A 17,000-nucleotide genomic window follows, 5' to 3' on the forward strand; every position below is an offset into this window, starting at 1 on the left:
TCCCGACCCCGATGGCGCACGTCACCGAACCTGAGGAGGCCCTGCTCGTTGAGCTGCTCTGCGAGCATGGTCCGCAGCGTGAACTGCTGCTGCACAACGACGATGTGAACACCTTCGACCATGTGATCGGTTCGTTGGTGGCCGTCTGCAGGCACGACCCGATCCAAGCCGAACAATGCGCCTGGATCGTGCACTACAGCGGCAAGTGCAGCGTGAAGCGCGGCACCTTCGACACGCTGGAGCCCATGTGCGTGGCCCTGCTGGACCGCGGCCTCTCCGCCACCATCCAATGACCATGGTGGTGCCCCGCGCTGCAGTCCTCACGGCCCTGGTGGTCGCATCCGGATGTTCTTCGGTGCCCATCACCGGCCGAAGCCAGCTGAACCTGCTGCCGGAGAGCGAGATGATGGGCATGTCGCTGACGGCCTATCAGGAGTTCCTGCAGCAGAACCAGGTACTGTCGGCCACCGACGCCCGCGCGGCCCAGGTGCGCCGCATCGGCGATCGGCTCGCCCAGGCCGCTACGAGCTACCTCTCAAACGTGGGCGCCTCGGACCGGGTCGCCGGGTTCCAGTGGGAGTTCAACACGGTGAACGACCCCACGGTGAACGCCTGGTGCATGCCTGGCGGCAAGGTGGTGGTGTACACCGGCATCCTGCCGGTGACCCAGGACGATGCCGGACTGGCGGTGGTGATGGGGCACGAGATCGCTCACGCGATCGCCCGCCACGGCAACGAACGGATGAGCCAGGCCCTCGCCATCCAGGGGGCGGGCATGACGTTGGAGGCGCTGACGGCGTCGAAGCCTGGGCTCACGCGGGACATCTTCCTCCAGTCGTACGGCATCGGCAGTCAGTTGGGCATGCTGGCGTACAGCCGCAAGCACGAGACGGAGGCCGACAAGATGGGCCTGGTGTTCATGGCGATGGCCGGTCACGATACGCGCAGCGCCCCGGCCTTCTGGCAGCGCATGGCGGCCGGGGGCGGTGCCAAGCCGCCCGAGTTCCTCAGCACCCACCCGAGCGACGAGACCCGGGTGCACGACCTGGAGGCGTACATGCCCGAGGCGCTCAAGTATTACAAGCCCTGATCGGGGTTCTCCGGATCCGTTATCTTCGCAGCCGCTTTTGCTGGACCCGTAGCTCAATTGGATAGAGCATCTGACTACGGATCAGAAGGTTTGGGGTTCGAATCCCTACGGGTCCGCCGATCGATGAGGGCGCCTTCGGGCGCCCTTCTTCGTTGGGGACCGTTCAAGCAGGGCCGGCGCCCTTGCGGACCAGCAGCCGGTAGAGCCCCGGCAGCGAGAACAGCACCCAGGCGCACTCCAGGATGATGAATCCCCATTGCACGGCCCGGATCGCATCGACCGCCAGCAGCAGCGCGCCCAGCAGGTTCAGAAGCAGGTAGGTGGGCGAATCGCCCTTGATCCGGCCGGTCTGCGACAGGGCGTAGGCCGCCAGCAGCAAGGCGGCACCGATGAGCTGGGGGAGTTGCGACATGCCGCCAAGATAGCCGGGCGTGCGAAGGGGCTATCTTCGCGCGCCTTTTGAACGACCATGGGACTGAAATGCGGCATCGTCGGCCTGCCTAACGTGGGCAAGAGCACTCTGTTCAACTGCCTCAGCAACGCCAAGGCCCAGGCGGCGAACTTCCCCTTCTGCACCATTGAGCCCAACGTGGGCACCATCACCGTGCCCGACGCGCGCCTCAACAAGCTCGCCGACCTGGTGAAGCCCCAGCGCATCGTGCCCACCACGGTGGAGATCGTGGACATCGCCGGCCTGGTGAAGGGCGCCAGCAAGGGCGAGGGCCTCGGCAACCAGTTCCTGGGCAACATCCGCGAGTGCGATGCCATCCTGCACGTGTTGCGCTGCTTCGACGACCCCAACGTGGTGCACGTGGACGGCAGCGTGGACCCTGTGCGCGACAAGGAAGTGATCGACATCGAGCTGCAACTGAAGGACCTGGAGACCGTGGAGGCCCGCATCAAGAAGGTGGAGAAGCAGGCCCAGATCGGGGAGAAGGAGGCCAAGCGCCGGTTCGAGCTGCTCACCCGCATCCGCGAGGCCCTGTTGAAGGGGCAGAGCGCCCGCACCGTGGTCACGGTGAACGATGATCCGGCCCTGCTGAGCGAGTTCCAGCTGCTCACCACCAAGCCGGTGATGTACGTGTGCAACGTGGACGAGAAGAGCGCCACCACGGGAAACCGGTATGTGGATGCGGTGAAGACCGCCGTGGCCGACGAGAACGCCGAGGTCATCTTCGTCACCGCCGCCATCGAGGCCGAGATCGCCAGCCTGGAGACGCCGGAGGAACGCGAGATGTTCCTCAAGGACATCGGCCTCGATGAGCCCGGGGTGAACAAGCTCATCCGCGCCGCCTACCACCTGCTGAAGCTGCAGACCTACTTCACCGCCGGTGTACAGGAGGTGCGCGCCTGGACCATCCACCAGGGCGACACGGGCCCCAAGGCCGCCGGCGTCATCCACACCGATTTCGAGAAGGGCTACATCCGCGCCGAGGTCATCGGCTTCGACGACTACATCACCCTGGGCAGTGAGCCCGCCTGCCGCGCCGCCGGCAAGCTGCGCACCGAAGGGAAGGAGTACATCGTGAAGGACGGGGATGTGATGCACTTCCTCTTCAACGTGTAGGAAGTCGAACAGGCGTCCCGCCTGTTCCTGGTCACAGCCCTCCCAAGGCAGCCCTCCAGCACAGGGCCATGGGGATCCTTGCCCGCGTCATCTCCTGAACGAACGCCACCTTCAGCACGAGCACCGTTCGTCCCGTGACGGGTGCAGTTTCGCTGCGGTTACCTTGCGGTCCCTTTGATGGAACCCATGTACAGAACCCTTCCCCCGATCGCGGCCCTGGCCTTGCTGGCCGCCTGTTCCCAAGCCCCCGAACCCACCACGAGCACCATGGAGACCGCCGTTTCCGACGCGCTCCTTGAGCGCAGCGACCTGCCCTTTTTCGCACCCGCCTTCGACAAGGTCACCGATGCGGAGTTCCGCCCGGCGATCCTGGAGGCCATGAAGCGACACCTCGCCGAAGTGGACGCCATCGTGAACGATCCGAACGCGCCGACCTTCGAGAACACGATCGTGGCCCTGGAGCGCGCCGGTGGGTCCTACACCCGGGTGACCAACTGGTTCTACAACATGACCGGCAGCGCCACCAACGACAGTCTGCAAGCGGTGAAGGCCGACCTGGCGCCGCGGATGGCCGCGCATGCCGATGCGATCACCTTCAACGACAAGCTCTTTCAGCGCATCAAAGCCGTGTACGACCAGCGCGCCAGCATGAGCATGGAGCCGGTGGACGCCCGTCTGCTGGAGCGTTACTACGCGCGCTTCGTGCGCGCAGGCGCCCTGCTGGACGCGGCCGGCAAGGAGCGCATGAAGGCCCTCAACGGCGAAGAGGCCGAGCTCACCACGAAGTTCGAGGACAACATCCTGAAGGAGCGGAGCGCGTCGGCCATCGTGGTGGACGAGGTGAAGCAGCTGGAGGGCATGAGCCCCGAGGGGATCGAGGCGGCCGCGGCCGCAGCCAACGCAAAGGGACATGCAGGCAAGTGGCTCATCGACCTGCGCAACACCACCACACAACCGGCCCTGGCCGAGCTGAAGGACCGCGGCCTGCGTGAGCGGATCATGAAGGCCTCGCTCGCCCGCAACGGCCGTGGGAATGAGTTCGACAACAAGGCCATCATCGCCCGCCTCGCCCAATTGCGCGCTGAGAAGGCGAAGCTGCTCGGCTTCCCCAGCTGGGCGCACTATGTGATGGACGACCAGATGGCCAAGAGCCCGGACCGCGCGCTGAAGCTGATGGCCGACATGGCCCCGGCCGCCGCCGCCAACGCCCGCAAGGAGGCCGCCAAGCTGCAGGCCATCGTGGACAAGCAGGGGGGAGGCTTCACCGTGGCCTCCTGGGACTGGGACCTCTATGCCGAGCAGGTGCGCAAGGCCGAATACGACCTCGATGAGGCGGCCGTGAAGCCCTACCTCGAGTTCGAGAGCGTGTTGCAGAACGGCGTCTTCTTTTCGGCTGAGCGCCTGTTCGGTCTGCGCTTCAAGGAGCGCAAAGACCTGCCGGTCTACCACCCGGATGTGCGCGTCTTCGACATCATCGACACCACCGGCGAGGTCATCGGCCTGTTCTACGGCGACTATTACGCCCGCGACAACAAGAACGGCGGCGCGTGGATGAGCAGCTTCGTGGACCAGAGCACCCTGCTGGGCCAGCAGCCCGTGATCACGCAGAACTGCAACTACGTGAAGCCCGCCGCCGGCCAGCCCTGCCTGCTGAGCTGGGATGACGTGACCACGCTCTTCCACGAGTTCGGCCACGCGTTGCACGGCATGCTGAGCGCAGAAGTACCCGAAGTTCGCCGGCACCAACACCAGCACCGACTTCGTGGAGTTCCCCAGCCAGGTGAACGAGAACTGGGCGCTGGTGCCCGAGGTGCTGAACAACTATGCGAAGCACTGGAAGACCGGGGAGGCCATCCCTGCCGCGCTGGCCGATAAGCTGCGCAAGGCCAGCCGCTTCAACCAGGGCTACGCCACCACCGAGTACCTGGCCGCTGCGCTGCTCGACCTCGAATGGCACAGCCTGCCCGCCGATGCCCCACTGGTGACCGATGTGGAGGCCTTCGAGAGAACGGCGTTGCAGAAGTACGGGCTCGATATCGCCGAGGTGCCGCCGCGCTACCGCAGCTGCTACTTCAGCCACGCGTGGACCGGCTACGCCGCCAACTACTACGCCTACCTGTGGAGCGAGGTGATGGACGCCGACGCCTACGCCTGGTTCACCGCCAACGGCGGCATGACCCGCTCCAACGGCGACCGGTTCCGCCGCACGGTGCTCAGCCAGGGCGGCAGCAAGGCCGAGGCCGAGCTCTACCGCGACCTCACCGGCCGCGACCCCGGCGTGGAGCCGCTGCTGGTGAAGCGCGGGTTGAGGTAGGGCAGCGAGTTCCGGTCGAAGGTGATCGGGCGCTGAAGGCCCGGTTGACAGCCTCCATCTATGCAGGACGCGGTTGGCCCCGCCCACCGTGTACCTTGCTTCCATGTTGCCCGCCATCACCCACCGCATCGTCCTGTTCCTCCTGGTTCTGCTGCTGCTGACTCAGGCCCAGGGCCAGCGCTGGGGTGGTCACGTCGCGGCGCGGATCCAGGCCTTGCAGGATCGCGGTGTGGCCTTCACGCATGTGGGCCTCGTGCAGGAGCTTCAGGTGGACGACCGGACCACGGCGCGCTGGCAGGAAGCGACCGCCCGGGCCACCGTGCTATCGCTCCACGCGGAGGCGGTGACGCAGGTGTTGCGCGGCGCGGCCCACACCATGGCGGTGACGCTTCCCACCCCCGACGGACCGCTGACGCTGGAGCTGGAACGCTGGCAGCCTTTGGCCGATGGCTTCACTGTGACCACGGCCTTGCGCGGCGCCATGCAGGTGGAGCCGGGCGTGCACTACCGGGGTCGGGTGCGGGGCGAGGCGGCTTCGGTCGCGGGTCTGAGCGTGTTCGATGATGAGCTGATCGGCGTGGTGCGCGATGCGCAGGGCACGCTCGTCCTGGGCCGTTTGAACGGGGCGGAGGCCGGTATGCACGTGGTGTACCGGGAGCACGACCTGCGGCTGCACCGGCCGATGACCTGCGGTACGACGCACGACGGCGATCCCTACCACGCCAGCGAGCTCCAAGGCGATCCCGACGACCGCAGCATCCGCTGCGTGAAGTTCTACTGGGAGGTGGACCATCCCATCTTCGTGGACAAGGGCGGCGTGGTGGCGGCCACCAACTACGTCACGGGCCTCTTCAACCAGAGCGCGATCCTGTTCGACAACGACGGGGTGGACGTGCAGCTGCAGGAGGTGTTCGTGTGGGACGTGACGAGCCCCTACACCGGGCCGTCCACGAGCAACTACCTGAACCAGTTCGGGGCGTACCGCACCAGCTTCAACGGCGACCTGGCGCACCTGCTGGGCTACAGCGGCAACGGGGGCATCGCCTGGATCAACTCCTTGTGCGGAGGCACCTCCTCGCGCATGGCGTACAGCGACATCAACAGCAGCTACAGCAACGTGCCCACGTACAGCTGGAGCGTGGAGGTGGTGACGCACGAGCAGGGGCACAACCTGGGCTCGGCGCACACGCATGCCTGCGTGTGGAACGGCAACGGTACGGCCATCGATGGCTGCGGTCCCACGGCCGGCTACACCGAAGGCTCCTGCGCCACGGGTCCGTTGCCGACGGGCGGGGGCACCATCATGAGCTATTGCCACCTGGTGGGCGGTGTGGGCATCAACTTCACCAATGGCTTCGGTCCGCAGCCGGCGGCGGTGATCCGCAACCGGGTGAACGCGTCCGCGTGCCTGGCGCAATGCGGCAGCACCTGCGACCCCCCGGGTACGCTGAGCGTGACGAACCTCACCAGCAACGCGGCCACCTTGAGCTGGTCGAACCTGGGCGTGGCGGCCTACACGCTGCGCTGGAAGCCCCAGGTCGCCCCCACATGGACCACCATCCCGGGGCTGACCACCACGACCTATGCGCTTACGGGGCTCAGCCAGACGACCGCGTACGAGTTCCAAGTGCAGAGCGACTGCGGAGCGTCCACGTCCGCGTTCAGCGCGAGCACCGTGTTCACCACGCCGGCGCCCTGCCCGGATGCGTTGGAGCCGAACGAGACCTTCGCCACTGCGGCACAGGTGGCGCTTCCAGCGAACATCAGCGCGTTGATCGCCACCACATCGGACGCCGATCACTATGGGTTCAGCATCGCGGCCACGAGCACGATCACCATCTTCCTGTCCGGGCTGCCGGCGAACTACAATGTGCGGCTGCTCGGATCCGGAGGGAATCAGCTGGCCTTGGCGCAGAACAGCGGTACGAACAGCGAGTTCATCAGCTATGCGAATGCGGCGGCCGGGGCCTATGTGGTGCATGTGTTCGGCGCCAATGGTGCCAGCGACCCGGTGGCTTGCTACAGCCTCTCGATAGCCGCCCAGGCCAGCACCTGCGATCGTCCCCTGAGCCAGTCGGTCACCAGCATCACGTACAACAGCGCCATCCTCAACTGGGCGGTGGTGCAGGGCGCGTCCGCGTACGACGTGCAGTGGAAGGAGAGCGCTGCACCGGCGTGGACCCTGGTCACCGGTGTCACGGGCACCAGCTTGCCGTTGACCGGCCTGTCGTGGGGCACCGCGCATCAGTTCCAGGTGCGCACGGTGTGCCAGGGCACGGTGGGCGGTCAAGGGGGCACATCGCTCTGGTCGCAGCCCACCAGCTTCACCACCGGCACACCGCCCTGTGAGGTGGCGCCGCCTACGGTGCTCGCGGCAACGGTGCTGTTGGACGGTGCCTGGCGCAGCGCGGCCAACCTGATGGTGGACAGCCTGCGGCGGCAGGGGGTGCTCCCGCTCACTGAGCCGTACTCGGCCGCCGGGCATCTGCTCACCGGGGCCACAACGACCACGGCACAGGTCTTGGCCGTCACCGGGGCGAACGCCATCACGGACTGGGTGCTGGTGGAACTGCGATCGGCCACCACGCCCGCTCAGGTTTTGGAGGCCAGAGCGGCGCTGGTGCAGCGCGACGGGGATGTGGTGGCGGTGGACGGCACTTCGCCGCTGGGATTCTGCCTGGCGGCCGGCAGCTACCACGTGGCGGTGCGGCACCGCAACCATCTGGGAGTGATGACCGCGCAGCCGATCGCCCTGAGCGGTACGGCCACGGCGTTGGACCTGAGCGTGGCCACCACGGCCACCTGGGGCGCCAACGCGCGCAAGAGCGCCAACGGCCGCACCCTGTTGTGGTCGGGCAATGTGGTGGGCGATGCACAGGTGAAGTACACCGGTGGCAGCAACGATCGCGATCCGATCCTCACGCTCATCGGTGGCACCGTGCCCACGGCCACAGTGCCCGGTTATCACGCGGCGGATGTGACGCTGGACGGGCAGGTGAAGTACACGGGCACCGGCAACGACCGCGACCCCATCCTCAGCAACGTGGGTGGCACGGTGCCGACGGCGACGGTGGTCCAGCAGTTGCCATAATTTCCTGAGCGGCGCAACGTTCAGTGTGCATGTCCAAGCGGTGCCGAAGTGCCCTCGTCCGCGGCGGTGCCGTGTTGCTGGCCGGGCTGCTGGCCGGGCGGATCTCCGGGCAGTCCGCCATGCTGCTTGAGGTGGGTGGGCGCTACGTCCAGGGCGGGCTGCCGGTGGAGTACACCGAAGGGACGAGCCGGACGATCGAGCAGGTGGACCGCCGGGGCTCGGCCGGTGCTGGGTTGGACCTGGCCGTGCTCATTCGCGGGCGTTCGGACCGCTTCGGTGTGCTGCTGGGTCCCGCCGTACACATTGGCAGTCAGCGGGCCCAGGTGCGCTCCGTGAGCAGCTCCTACCAGCCCTCCGGCCTGGAGAGCACCACGGGCACCTGGACCGGGACCTTCAAGGCGCCCGCCCTGTCGATCGGCATGGCCCTGCACGCCTGGTGGCAGGCCGCACCTCGGTTCGCGGTCACGCTCGGCCCTCGGTTCGGTGTGGTCCACCTGCCCTCGGCGCGGGAGGAGGGGACGGTGCGCACGGTCACGGTCCGCTATGATCCCGGGTGGAACCCGGTCTCCACCGAAACCGAGGAGTCCTCGTACGTCTTCGATGTTCCGGTGCGGCAGCGCACCCTGGCCACCGCGGGAGTACAGGCCGGGGTCCGTTTTCTGCCCCTGCCCGGGCTGGTGCTCGGGCTCAGCGGGGGGGCGGAGTTCGGGGTGACGAACCCCTACCACCCAGGCGCCCAGGCCTTCGGGGCCGTGTCCGTGGGGTGGATGTTGCCGCTTGGGACCTCGCCTCCGGCTGTTGAAAACTGAGGGCGATCGTTGAAAACCGTTCCCCGGATCGGCCGACCGGGGCTGCGGGGGCTGGTCTACCTTCGTGGCGCCCCGCCGGAACCCTTGTCCCTGTTGGATCTCCGGCGTTCGGGCCCGGGTGGCCGCCACGTTGGATGCCGCGTTCCGGGTCCCATGGGCGGTGAAGCACGATGAGCGAGACGACCTACAGTGAAGAGCATATCCGGTCGCTGGACTGGAAGGAGCACATCCGTCTGCGGCCGGGCATGTACATCGGCAAGCTCGGCGACGGCAGCAGCTATGACGATGGTATCTACATCCTGCTCAAGGAGGTGCTGGACAACTGCATCGACGAGTACGTCATGGGCCACGGCAAGAAGGTCGAGGTCACCATCGACGGCGGACGGGTGGAAGTGCGTGACTACGGGCGGGGTGTGCCGCTGGGCAAGGTGGTCGACGTGGTGAGCAAGATCAACACCGGCGCCAAGTACGACAGCAAGGCTTTCAAGAAGAGCGTGGGCCTGAACGGCGTGGGTACCAAGGCGGTGAACGCGTTGAGCGCCTACTTCCGCATCGAGAGCGTGCGCGACGGGCAGGTGAAGCGGGCGGAGTTCGACCGCGGGGTGTTGCGCAAGGACGAGAAGCTGCAGGCCAGCACCGAGGCCAACGGGACGCGCGTGGTCTTCGAGCCGGACACCGAGATGTTCCGCCACTACCAGTACCGCGACCAGCACATCGAGCGGCTGCTGTGGAACTACTGCTACCTGAACACGGGCCTCACCATCGTGTACAACGGGCAGCGTTTCCAGAGCAAGAACGGCCTGCTGGACCTGCTCACCACCAAGATGGACGGCGAGCCGCTGTACCCCATCATCCACCTGGTGGGCGACGACATCGAGGTGGCCATGACCCACGCCAACCACTACGGCGAGGAGTACTACAGCTTCGTGAACGGCCAGCACACCACCCAGGGCGGCACGCACCAGGGCGCCTTCCGCGAGGGGGTGGCCAAGGTGATCAAGGAGTTCTTCAAGAAGGACTGGGAGGCCGGCGACATCCGCACGGGCATCGTGGCGGCCGTGAGCGTGAAGGTGATCGAGCCGGTGTTCGAGAGCCAGACCAAGACCAAGCTGGGCAGCCTGGAGGTGGAGCCCGGCGGGCAGAGCATGCGCAGCTTCGTGGGCGACTTCCTGGCCACCAAGCTGGACAACTTCCTGCACAAGCATCCGGAGACCACGCAGGCCCTGCAGGCGAAGATCCTCGAGAGCGAGCGCGAGCGCAAGGAGCTGAGCGGCATCCGCAAGCTGGCCCGCGAACGCGCCAAGAAGGCCAGCTTGCACAACCGCAAGCTGCGCGACTGCCGCGTACACCTCAGCGATCCCAAGGTCGACCCGCGCAAGCAGGAGACCACCCTCTTCATCACCGAGGGCGACAGCGCCAGCGGCAGCATCACCAAGAGCCGAAGCGTGGAGACGCAGGCCGTCTTCAGCCTCAAGGGCAAGCCATTGAACAGTCACGGCCTCACCAAGAAGGTGGTGTACGAGAACGAGGAGTTCAACCTCATCCAGGCCGCGCTCGACATCGAGGACGGCATGGACGGGCTGCGCTACAACCGCATCGTCATCGCCACCGATGCCGACGTGGACGGCATGCACATCCGGCTGTTGCTGATGACCTTCTTCCTGCAGTTCTTCCCCGACCTGGTGAAGAACGACCACCTCTACATCCTGCAGACGCCCCTGTTCCGGGTGCGCAACCGGAAGGAGACGGTGTATTGCTACAGCGATGAGGAGCGCCAGAAGGCCCTCGCGCGGCTGGGCCGCGACCCGGAGATCACCCGCTTCAAGGGCCTGGGCGAGATCAGCCCCGACGAGTTCAAGCACTTCATCGGTCCCGACATGCGGCTGGAGCCGGTGATGATCACCAAGGACGCCGCCGTGCAGCAGCTGCTGGACTTCTACATGGGCAAGAACACACCCGAGCGGCAGGAGTTCATCATCGGCAACCTGCGCGTGGAGAAGGACGTGGTGAACGGCAAGCCGGAGGATCCGGTGAAGGCCATCGCCCGCAAACTGGACGAAGTGGAGGAGGAGGTATGAGGACCATGCACACGATCAGCAGGACACTCGTGATGGTGGTCGGATGGGCGGCCATCCTTCCAGCGGCCGCACAAACCCCGGGATCCGTTGCGTCCTCGGGAACGGAGGTGCGCCTGCTGGTGAACCCGCGGGCGATGGTGCGCGCCAAGGTGGACGGCGAACTCCTTCAGCAGGGCACCGTGGGTGTTCGGCTTCAACCCGGTCCGCACCGGCTCGCGTTCTGGGCGCCGGGGTTCGCGTTATTGGATACCACCGTTCAGGTGGGATCCGACACGCTTTTCTTCCGGCGCACCCTGCGGGAGGATCCGGCGCACAAGGTGCACCGGGAGGCCTGGGGCCGGGTGAAAGCGGGCCGCACCCTCTGGCGCTACGGCACCGCGGCGGCCTTCGTCGGCACGAGCGTCTGGGCGGTGCTGGCGCATCAACGGATGAAGGACGCGCACCAGGCGTTGGCCGATGCCGAGACCACCTACGCGACCTCTCAGTCACCTCAAGAGATCGTCACCTTGAAGGAAGTGCGGATCCCGGAGCTCAAGGAGACCTTCGCGGACCGGCGGACGGGCTTCACCATCGCCGCCAGTGTGGCCGGTGCCTGCCTGGCCACCACGGTCTACGGGTGGGTCCGGGCCGGGCGGATCGAGGACCCACCGCACTTCGAGGACCGCGAAAAGGTCCGCTTCGATGGCATCGCATGGCTGCCGCCGTTGACACCGGGCGGTCCCTGGCTCGCCACCTTGAACCTGCGACTCCCATGAAACGGGCCACCCTCGCCACCGCGCTCTTCGCCGTCCTGTCCACGGGATGCTTGAAGGATGAGCTTGATCCGGCCTCTCTTACCGACAATCCGCTCGACCCGGAGAACACCGCCGTCGAGCTCCTGTTCGTGGACTCCATCACCACGGTGAGCTACGCCCAAGGGCAGAACCTGCGGCACGATGTGCACCTGCGCGTGAACATGGATGTCGTGCCTTCCGCTGCGGCCTATAGCATCATCGCCCGGCAGAACGGCCAGGACCTGTGGCTCGATCCCGCCTCGGAACCCGCGGAGCACCGCTACATCTATCGCCGATACCTGGTGCAGGATGGTCAGACCTACCGCTATGACCTTCGCCTGCGTCTGGAAGGCTACGACATCGATGTGCGGACCCCTTGCGCGCTGGCCGAAGAATGACCATGACCGCCATGCCCCCTTGGACAGGACCCTGGATGATGCAGTTTCCGCTGCTCCTCGTTTGTGCGCTCCTACCACGCGAGCAGATGGCCCAGACCACCGGCCAGCTACGGCTGGTGGTGGATCCGGGGCACGACTTCCAGGTGATCCTCGACGGTACCCATCGCCTGCAGGAGCGCGTGCTCGAGCTGTCCGAAGGCAACCACCGCCTCCAGCTATGGGCGCCCACCCGCCGCATCGTGGACACCACGGTGTACGTCCGCGCGGGCAGCAGCCGGGAGCTGACCGTGCGCCTGCCCTTCTCTCCGGAGTTCCTTGCCCACCAGCAGGAGGTGAAGCGATTCCGCGAGCGACTATGGCTGAACAAGGCGCTGCCCACGGTGGCCACGGTGGGCGCCGCAGCGTGGACCACCGTCTCCTATCTGAATTACAGGAAGGCCGGCCGGCAGCTTCAGGAGGACAAGGACCTCTACAACACCAGTGCCGACCCCGGCGAGATCGCCGAGCTGAAGGACGAGCGCCTTCCCGCGCACCAGGACGATTTCCGGCGGGGCAAGGTGATGCTGGGCGTGAGCACCGGTGTGCTCGCCGTGGCGGCCGCTTACACCATCTGGTCGTACCGCCGTGCGGACCGGACACCGCTGCCCATGTTCGACGACAAGGAGAAGGTGCGCTTCGACGGGCTGGTGTGGCTGCCGGGCCCCGATGGACATGGGGTGTGGGCGGCCGGATTGACGATCCCTCTGCGATGAGACGCCTGCGCCATCTGATGCTCATGACCGCCCTTTCGCTGGGGCTGGCCGGCTGCTACAAGGACGACATCGATCTGGCGGAACTGACGAACAACCCCTTCGACGCGGACTACGCAGGTCCCGCGATCTTCAGTCTGGACACCATCTACGTGGAGCAGGTGCTCGGCCCGCCGAACTTCTTCCGCCAGGTGGTGCAGTTCAAGGTGAACGCGAGTCTCTTCCTGGCATCCGCGAGCTATCAGGTGGAGGTGCATGACCTGATCGAGGGTACGCGGACGCTCGTGGGGCAGGTGCCGCCAGGGTCGCACACGCTCCGTTTCTACCGCCTGGAGTACCAGCCCGGGCAGGGGGTCTGCCTGGAGATGCGGCTCACGAACAACAATGCATTCGGTCGTCCCGAGACGATCTGTGGAACATGGCCATGAACGACGAACAGGACGGGTCGGAGGAGCGCACCGGGGCGGAGGAAGGACCGGCGGAGGGTGCGGGGCAGGAGGGCGGTGAGCGCGGTGTGCCGGGCCTTGCGCCGGGCAGCGGCGCTGCCTTCAGCGTGAGCGGCATGTACCGCAGCTGGTTCCTGGACTATGCCAGCTACGTGATCCTCGAGCGTGCGGTGCCTGCGCTGTATGACGGCCTGAAGCCGGTGCAGCGTCGCATCCTGCACGCCATGAAGGAGCTCGATGACGGCCGGTACAACAAGGTGGCCAACATCATCGGGCACACCATGCAGTACCACCCGCACGGCGACGCCAGCATCGGCGATGCGCTGGTGCAGCTGGGCCAGAAGGACCTGGTGATCGACTGCCAGGGCAACTGGGGCAACACGCTCACGGGGGACAGCGCGGCGGCGCCCCGCTACATCGAGGCCCGCCTCAGCAAGTTCGCCAAGGACGTCGTCTTCAATCCGAAGACCACCGAGTGGCAGCTGAGCTACGACGGCCGCAACAAGGAGCCCATCTTCCTGCCGGTGAAGTTCCCACTGCTGCTGGCGCAGGGGGCCGAGGGCATCGCCGTGGGCCTCAGCTGCAAGGTGTTGCCGCACAACTTCAACGAGCTCATCGACGCCAGCATCGCCGTGCTGCGCAAGCGCTCCTTCGACCTGGTGCCCGACTTCCCCACGGGCGGCCTGGCCGACGTGAGCAACTACAACGAGGGCGAGCGCGGCGGCCGGGTGCGCTGCCGGGCGCGGATCCGGAAGGAGGACAACAAGACGCTCGTCATCACCGAGATCCCCTTCGGCACCACGACCACCTCGCTGATCGAGAGCATCATCAAGGCCAACGAGAAGGGCAAGATCCGGGTGCGGCACATCGAGGACAACACGGCCGAGAACGCCGAGATCCTCGTCCACCTGGCCGCGGGCGTCAGCCCGGACACCACCATCGACGCGCTCTTCGCCTTCACCGACTGCGAGGTGAGCATCGCGCCGAACGCGGTGGTGATCGAGAACGACAAGCCGCGCTTCGTGGGGGTGAAGGAGCTGCTGCGCATCAGCACGGAGAACACCCTGCGCCTGCTGAAGCTCGAGCTGGAGATCCGCCTGGAGGAGCTGGAGGCCCAGTGGCACTTCAGCTCGCTGGAGCGCATCTTCATCGAGAAGAAGGTGTACCGCAGGATCGAGGAGGCCGAGACCTGGGAGGAGGTGCTGAGCTTCATCGACAAGGGCCTGAAGCCGCACACCAAGGAGCTGCGCCGCCCGGTGACCGAGGACGACATCCTGCGCCTCACCGAGATCCGCATCAAGCGCATCTCCAAGTTCGACAGCTTCAAGGCCGATGAGCACATCCGTGGCCTGGAGGACCAGATCGCCGAAGTGAAGGACAAGCTGGCCCACCTGGTGGACCATGCCGTGGAGCACTTCAAGGAGCTGAAGAAGAAGTACGGCGCGGGCCGTGAGCGACGCACCGAGCTGCGCACCTTCGACACCATCGTGGCCACCAAGGTGGCCGTGGCCAACCGCAAGCTCTACGTGGACAAGGCGGAGGGCTTCATGGGCTGGAGCCTGCGCAACCACGAGTTCGTGGACGAATGCTCGGACATCGACGACATCATCGTGTTCCGCGAGAACGGCACCATGCTCGTCACCAAGGTGGCCGACAAGAAGTTCATCGGCAAGGGCGTGCTGCACGTGGGCGTATGGAAGAAGAACGATGAGCGCACCATCTACCACCTGGTGTACCAGGACGGACCCAAGGGCGCCTATTACATGAAGCGTTTCGCCGTCACCGGCATCACGCGCGACAAGGAGTACGACCTCACCAGCGGTGCGCCCGACAGCAAGGTGGAGTACTTCAGCGCCAACCCCGACGGTGCGGCCGAGGTGGTGCAGGTCACCCTGCGCCCGCGGCCCAACCTGCGCAAGACCAAGTTCGACGTCGACTTCAGCCAGTTGTCCGTGAAGGGGCGAGGCAGCAAGGGCAACCTGCTCACGCGGTACATGGTGCAGAAGGTGGTGCTGAAGGAGCGCGGTGGCAGCACGCTCGGTGCGATCCCCATCTGGTTCGATGAGACGGTACGCCGCCTCAACGACACGGGTCACGGGCGCTACCTGGGCCGCTTCTCCGGCGATGACCGCATCCTGGCCATCATGCGCGACGGCAGCTACCAGCTCTTCCCTTTCGTGCTCAGCACCCACTTCCCGGACAACGCGGTCACCGTGGTAAAGTGGGATCCGAAGGCGGTGGTGAGCGCGGTGTATTGGGAGGGCGAGAAGCAGCAGTTCCAGGTGAAGCGCTTCCTGGTGGAGCCCTCGCGCGAACCCATGTCCTTCATCACGGACCACCCGGAGAGCAGGCTGACCATGCACAGCCTGGTGGGCCATCCGCGCGTGCGGGTGAGCTTCGACAAGCGCAGCAGCGACCGGCCCGACGAGGAGGTCGACCTGGAGGCCTTCATCGCGGTGAAAGGGGTGAAGGCCCTGGGCAACCGCCTCACCCCCTTCAAGGTGAAGGACCTCGAACTGCTCGACGCCGTGTTCATCCCGATGACACCCGAGCTGGAGGAGGTGCAGGGCATGCTGATCAGCGATGAGGAGATCGGCAACATGGAGGCGCCCGAGGAGGAGGGCCTCGAGGAGAGCCCTGTGAAGCAGTTCAAGCGGCAGCAGGCCATCCAGGAGGTGGAGCGGTCGCCGGAGGATCCCCTCATCGGCTACGAGCCCGGCAAGCAGATCACCCTGGGGCTGGACTGATGCGGCTCTTTGTACTGGCGGTGATGTGTGCCATTGCCAGACCCGTGTCTGGCCAATTGACGATGGTCGTGGACACCGTGAGCGCCGTGCGGCCCTGGCCACCGAACGAGACGTGGACATTCCCACGGATCGGGCTACCTCAACGGCCTGCCGTAGCTGCACGGATCGATCGCGACCTGTGCATCGAGTTCCTCGAGGTGGACCCGGACACGGCCGGAGGTAACCTCTTCGATCTGGTGTGGGGCGATGCCGAGGACCGGACCATGCCGCGCCTCCGGGATCTGGAGTGGAGTGTGAGGCAACCCTTCCCCGAAGTGCTGGAGGTGGAGCTCAGTGGCGAGGGCTGCGGTGCCTATTGCGAGGGTTTCACCAAGCGATACCAGTTCGACCTCCGAACGGGGCGCCGGCTCGACTTCGACAGCCTCTTCACCCCGGAAGGCATCACAGCGATCAACGACACGCTTCTCAAGGCATGGAATGCCCTGCTCAATGATCACATCGCGAGCATGTTGGACAGCCTGACCGATAGCGAGATCGATCCGGAGTATATGGATCAGTACCGGGCGGAGGTGGAGATGTACGCCCGCTGCCAGGCCGAGCGCACGGACGACCCGTACGTCGCTGACCTGAAGCTCGATGCCCAGGGATCGCGGTTCTTCATCGCCCGATGCGCAGCGCATGTGGACCAGAACCTCGATGAGCTGGATCCCGTGAGCTTCGTCCTCGCGTACGCGTGGTGCGGCCGCTGGATGCGACCGGAGCTGCGCCCGCTTTTCCAACTGCCGCGAAATGGCTGAACCCGGTCCAGGATGGGTCCGGGTCCGGAAGCGATGAGCCCATTGGCTTTGGTGCTGGTTCAGCGGGCGCTTGCTCCATGCGCCGGCGCTCCAGAGGGATCATCGGTGGCCTGGGTCATGATGGATCGTCAGTCGCACCGC

General features: G+C 66.0%; 13 protein-coding genes, 1 tRNA gene and 1 pseudogene. 14 read left to right on the forward strand and 1 reads right to left on the reverse strand.

Annotation, left to right across the window (positions count from 1 at the left end):
* The first annotated feature begins 11 nt into the window (after positions 1–11).
* From IPJ87_04385 to IPJ87_04395, 3 genes are all read left to right on the forward strand, one after another.
* Complete coding sequence (locus IPJ87_04385; GenBank protein MBK7941104.1) at positions 12–293, forward strand: ATP-dependent Clp protease adaptor ClpS; 282 nt, start codon at positions 12–14, stop codon at positions 291–293.
* Positions 294–295: 2 nt separating this feature from the next.
* Complete coding sequence (locus IPJ87_04390; protein MBK7941105.1) at positions 296–1,090, forward strand: M48 family metallopeptidase; 795 nt, start codon at positions 296–298, stop codon at positions 1,088–1,090.
* Positions 1,091–1,132: 42 nt separating this feature from the next.
* A tRNA-Arg gene (locus IPJ87_04395) sits at positions 1,133–1,206 on the forward strand.
* 47 nt (positions 1,207–1,253) lie between these two features.
* Here the strand turns inward: IPJ87_04395 and IPJ87_04400 are convergent.
* The gene (locus IPJ87_04400) at positions 1,254–1,502 is read right to left on the reverse strand and encodes a hypothetical protein (protein ID MBK7941106.1); all 249 of its coding nucleotides are present in this window, start codon (positions 1,500–1,502) and stop codon (positions 1,254–1,256) included.
* 57 nt (positions 1,503–1,559) lie between these two features.
* On the opposite strand from IPJ87_04400, the gene ychF reads away from it, so the two are divergent.
* The 11 genes and pseudogenes from ychF to IPJ87_04455 all read left to right on the forward strand — a co-directional run bounded on the left by ychF (position 1,560) and on the right by IPJ87_04455 (position 16,859).
* Positions 1,560–2,657 carry a redox-regulated ATPase YchF gene (gene ychF / locus IPJ87_04405; GenBank protein ID MBK7941107.1) on the forward strand — a complete coding sequence of 366 codons (1,098 nt, stop codon included), beginning with the start codon at positions 1,560–1,562 and terminating at the stop codon, positions 2,655–2,657.
* 186 nt (positions 2,658–2,843) lie between these two features.
* Positions 2,844–4,971 (forward strand): annotated as a pseudogene (locus IPJ87_04410) (M3 family metallopeptidase).
* Positions 4,972–5,074: 103 nt separating this feature from the next.
* Complete coding sequence (locus IPJ87_04415; protein ID MBK7941108.1) at positions 5,075–8,062, forward strand: fibronectin type III domain-containing protein; 2,988 nt, start codon at positions 5,075–5,077, stop codon at positions 8,060–8,062.
* 29 nt (positions 8,063–8,091) lie between these two features.
* Complete coding sequence (locus tag IPJ87_04420; protein MBK7941109.1) at positions 8,092–8,871, forward strand: hypothetical protein; 780 nt, start codon at positions 8,092–8,094, stop codon at positions 8,869–8,871.
* Between the two features lie 170 nt (positions 8,872–9,041).
* On the forward strand, positions 9,042–10,949 hold the full coding sequence (locus IPJ87_04425; protein ID MBK7941110.1) for a type IIA DNA topoisomerase subunit B: 1,908 nt from the start codon (positions 9,042–9,044) through the stop codon (positions 10,947–10,949).
* A gap of 5 nt (positions 10,950–10,954) precedes the next feature.
* Complete coding sequence (locus IPJ87_04430) at positions 10,955–11,704, forward strand: hypothetical protein (protein MBK7941111.1); 750 nt, start codon at positions 10,955–10,957, stop codon at positions 11,702–11,704.
* Positions 11,701–12,120: a hypothetical protein gene (locus tag IPJ87_04435; protein ID MBK7941112.1), complete on the forward strand. Its 420-nt coding sequence runs from the start codon at positions 11,701–11,703 to the stop codon at positions 12,118–12,120. The genes IPJ87_04430 and IPJ87_04435 overlap by 4 nt, the downstream gene beginning before the upstream one ends.
* Before the next feature lie 86 nt (positions 12,121–12,206).
* A complete protein-coding gene (locus IPJ87_04440) occupies positions 12,207–12,872 on the forward strand; it encodes a hypothetical protein (protein ID MBK7941113.1) in 666 nt (221 codons plus the stop codon).
* Positions 12,869–13,297, forward strand: coding sequence for a hypothetical protein (locus IPJ87_04445; protein ID MBK7941114.1), 429 nt, complete (start codon positions 12,869–12,871; stop codon positions 13,295–13,297). The genes IPJ87_04440 and IPJ87_04445 overlap by 4 nt, the downstream gene beginning before the upstream one ends.
* Positions 13,294–16,062, forward strand: a complete 2,769-nt coding sequence (locus IPJ87_04450; protein MBK7941115.1) for a DNA gyrase/topoisomerase IV subunit A — start codon at positions 13,294–13,296, stop codon at positions 16,060–16,062. The genes IPJ87_04445 and IPJ87_04450 overlap by 4 nt, the downstream gene beginning before the upstream one ends.
* A 62-nt stretch (positions 16,063–16,124) precedes the next feature.
* Positions 16,125–16,859, forward strand: coding sequence for a hypothetical protein (locus IPJ87_04455; GenBank protein ID MBK7941116.1), 735 nt, complete (start codon positions 16,125–16,127; stop codon positions 16,857–16,859).
* Positions 16,860–17,000 lie beyond the last annotated feature (141 nt).

It is taken from the genome of Flavobacteriales bacterium (assembly GCA_016713875.1).
Classification (GTDB): Bacteria; Bacteroidota; Bacteroidia; order Flavobacteriales_F; family PHOS-HE28; genus PHOS-HE28.

Coding starts and splice junctions, on each gene's coding strand:
- IPJ87_04420 (MBK7941109.1), top strand. CDS start 8,092: ATGTCCAAGCGGTGCCGAAGTGCCCTCGTCCGCGGCGGTGCCGTGTTG.
- IPJ87_04455 (MBK7941116.1), top strand. CDS start 16,125: ATGGTCGTGGACACCGTGAGCGCCGTGCGGCCCTGGCCACCGAACGAG.
- IPJ87_04385 (MBK7941104.1), top strand. CDS start 12: ATGGCGCACGTCACCGAACCTGAGGAGGCCCTGCTCGTTGAGCTGCTC.
- IPJ87_04440 (MBK7941113.1), top strand. CDS start 12,207: ATGGCCCAGACCACCGGCCAGCTACGGCTGGTGGTGGATCCGGGGCAC.
- IPJ87_04445 (MBK7941114.1), top strand. CDS start 12,869: ATGAGACGCCTGCGCCATCTGATGCTCATGACCGCCCTTTCGCTGGGG.
- IPJ87_04435 (MBK7941112.1), top strand. CDS start 11,701: ATGAAACGGGCCACCCTCGCCACCGCGCTCTTCGCCGTCCTGTCCACG.
- IPJ87_04430 (MBK7941111.1), top strand. CDS start 10,955: ATGCACACGATCAGCAGGACACTCGTGATGGTGGTCGGATGGGCGGCC.
- IPJ87_04415 (MBK7941108.1), top strand. CDS start 5,075: ATGTTGCCCGCCATCACCCACCGCATCGTCCTGTTCCTCCTGGTTCTG.
- ychF (MBK7941107.1), top strand. CDS start 1,560: ATGGGACTGAAATGCGGCATCGTCGGCCTGCCTAACGTGGGCAAGAGC.
- IPJ87_04400 (MBK7941106.1), bottom strand. CDS start 1,502: ATGTCGCAACTCCCCCAGCTCATCGGTGCCGCCTTGCTGCTGGCGGCC.
- IPJ87_04390 (MBK7941105.1), top strand. CDS start 296: ATGGTGGTGCCCCGCGCTGCAGTCCTCACGGCCCTGGTGGTCGCATCC.
- IPJ87_04425 (MBK7941110.1), top strand. CDS start 9,042: ATGAGCGAGACGACCTACAGTGAAGAGCATATCCGGTCGCTGGACTGG.
- IPJ87_04450 (MBK7941115.1), top strand. CDS start 13,294: ATGAACGACGAACAGGACGGGTCGGAGGAGCGCACCGGGGCGGAGGAA.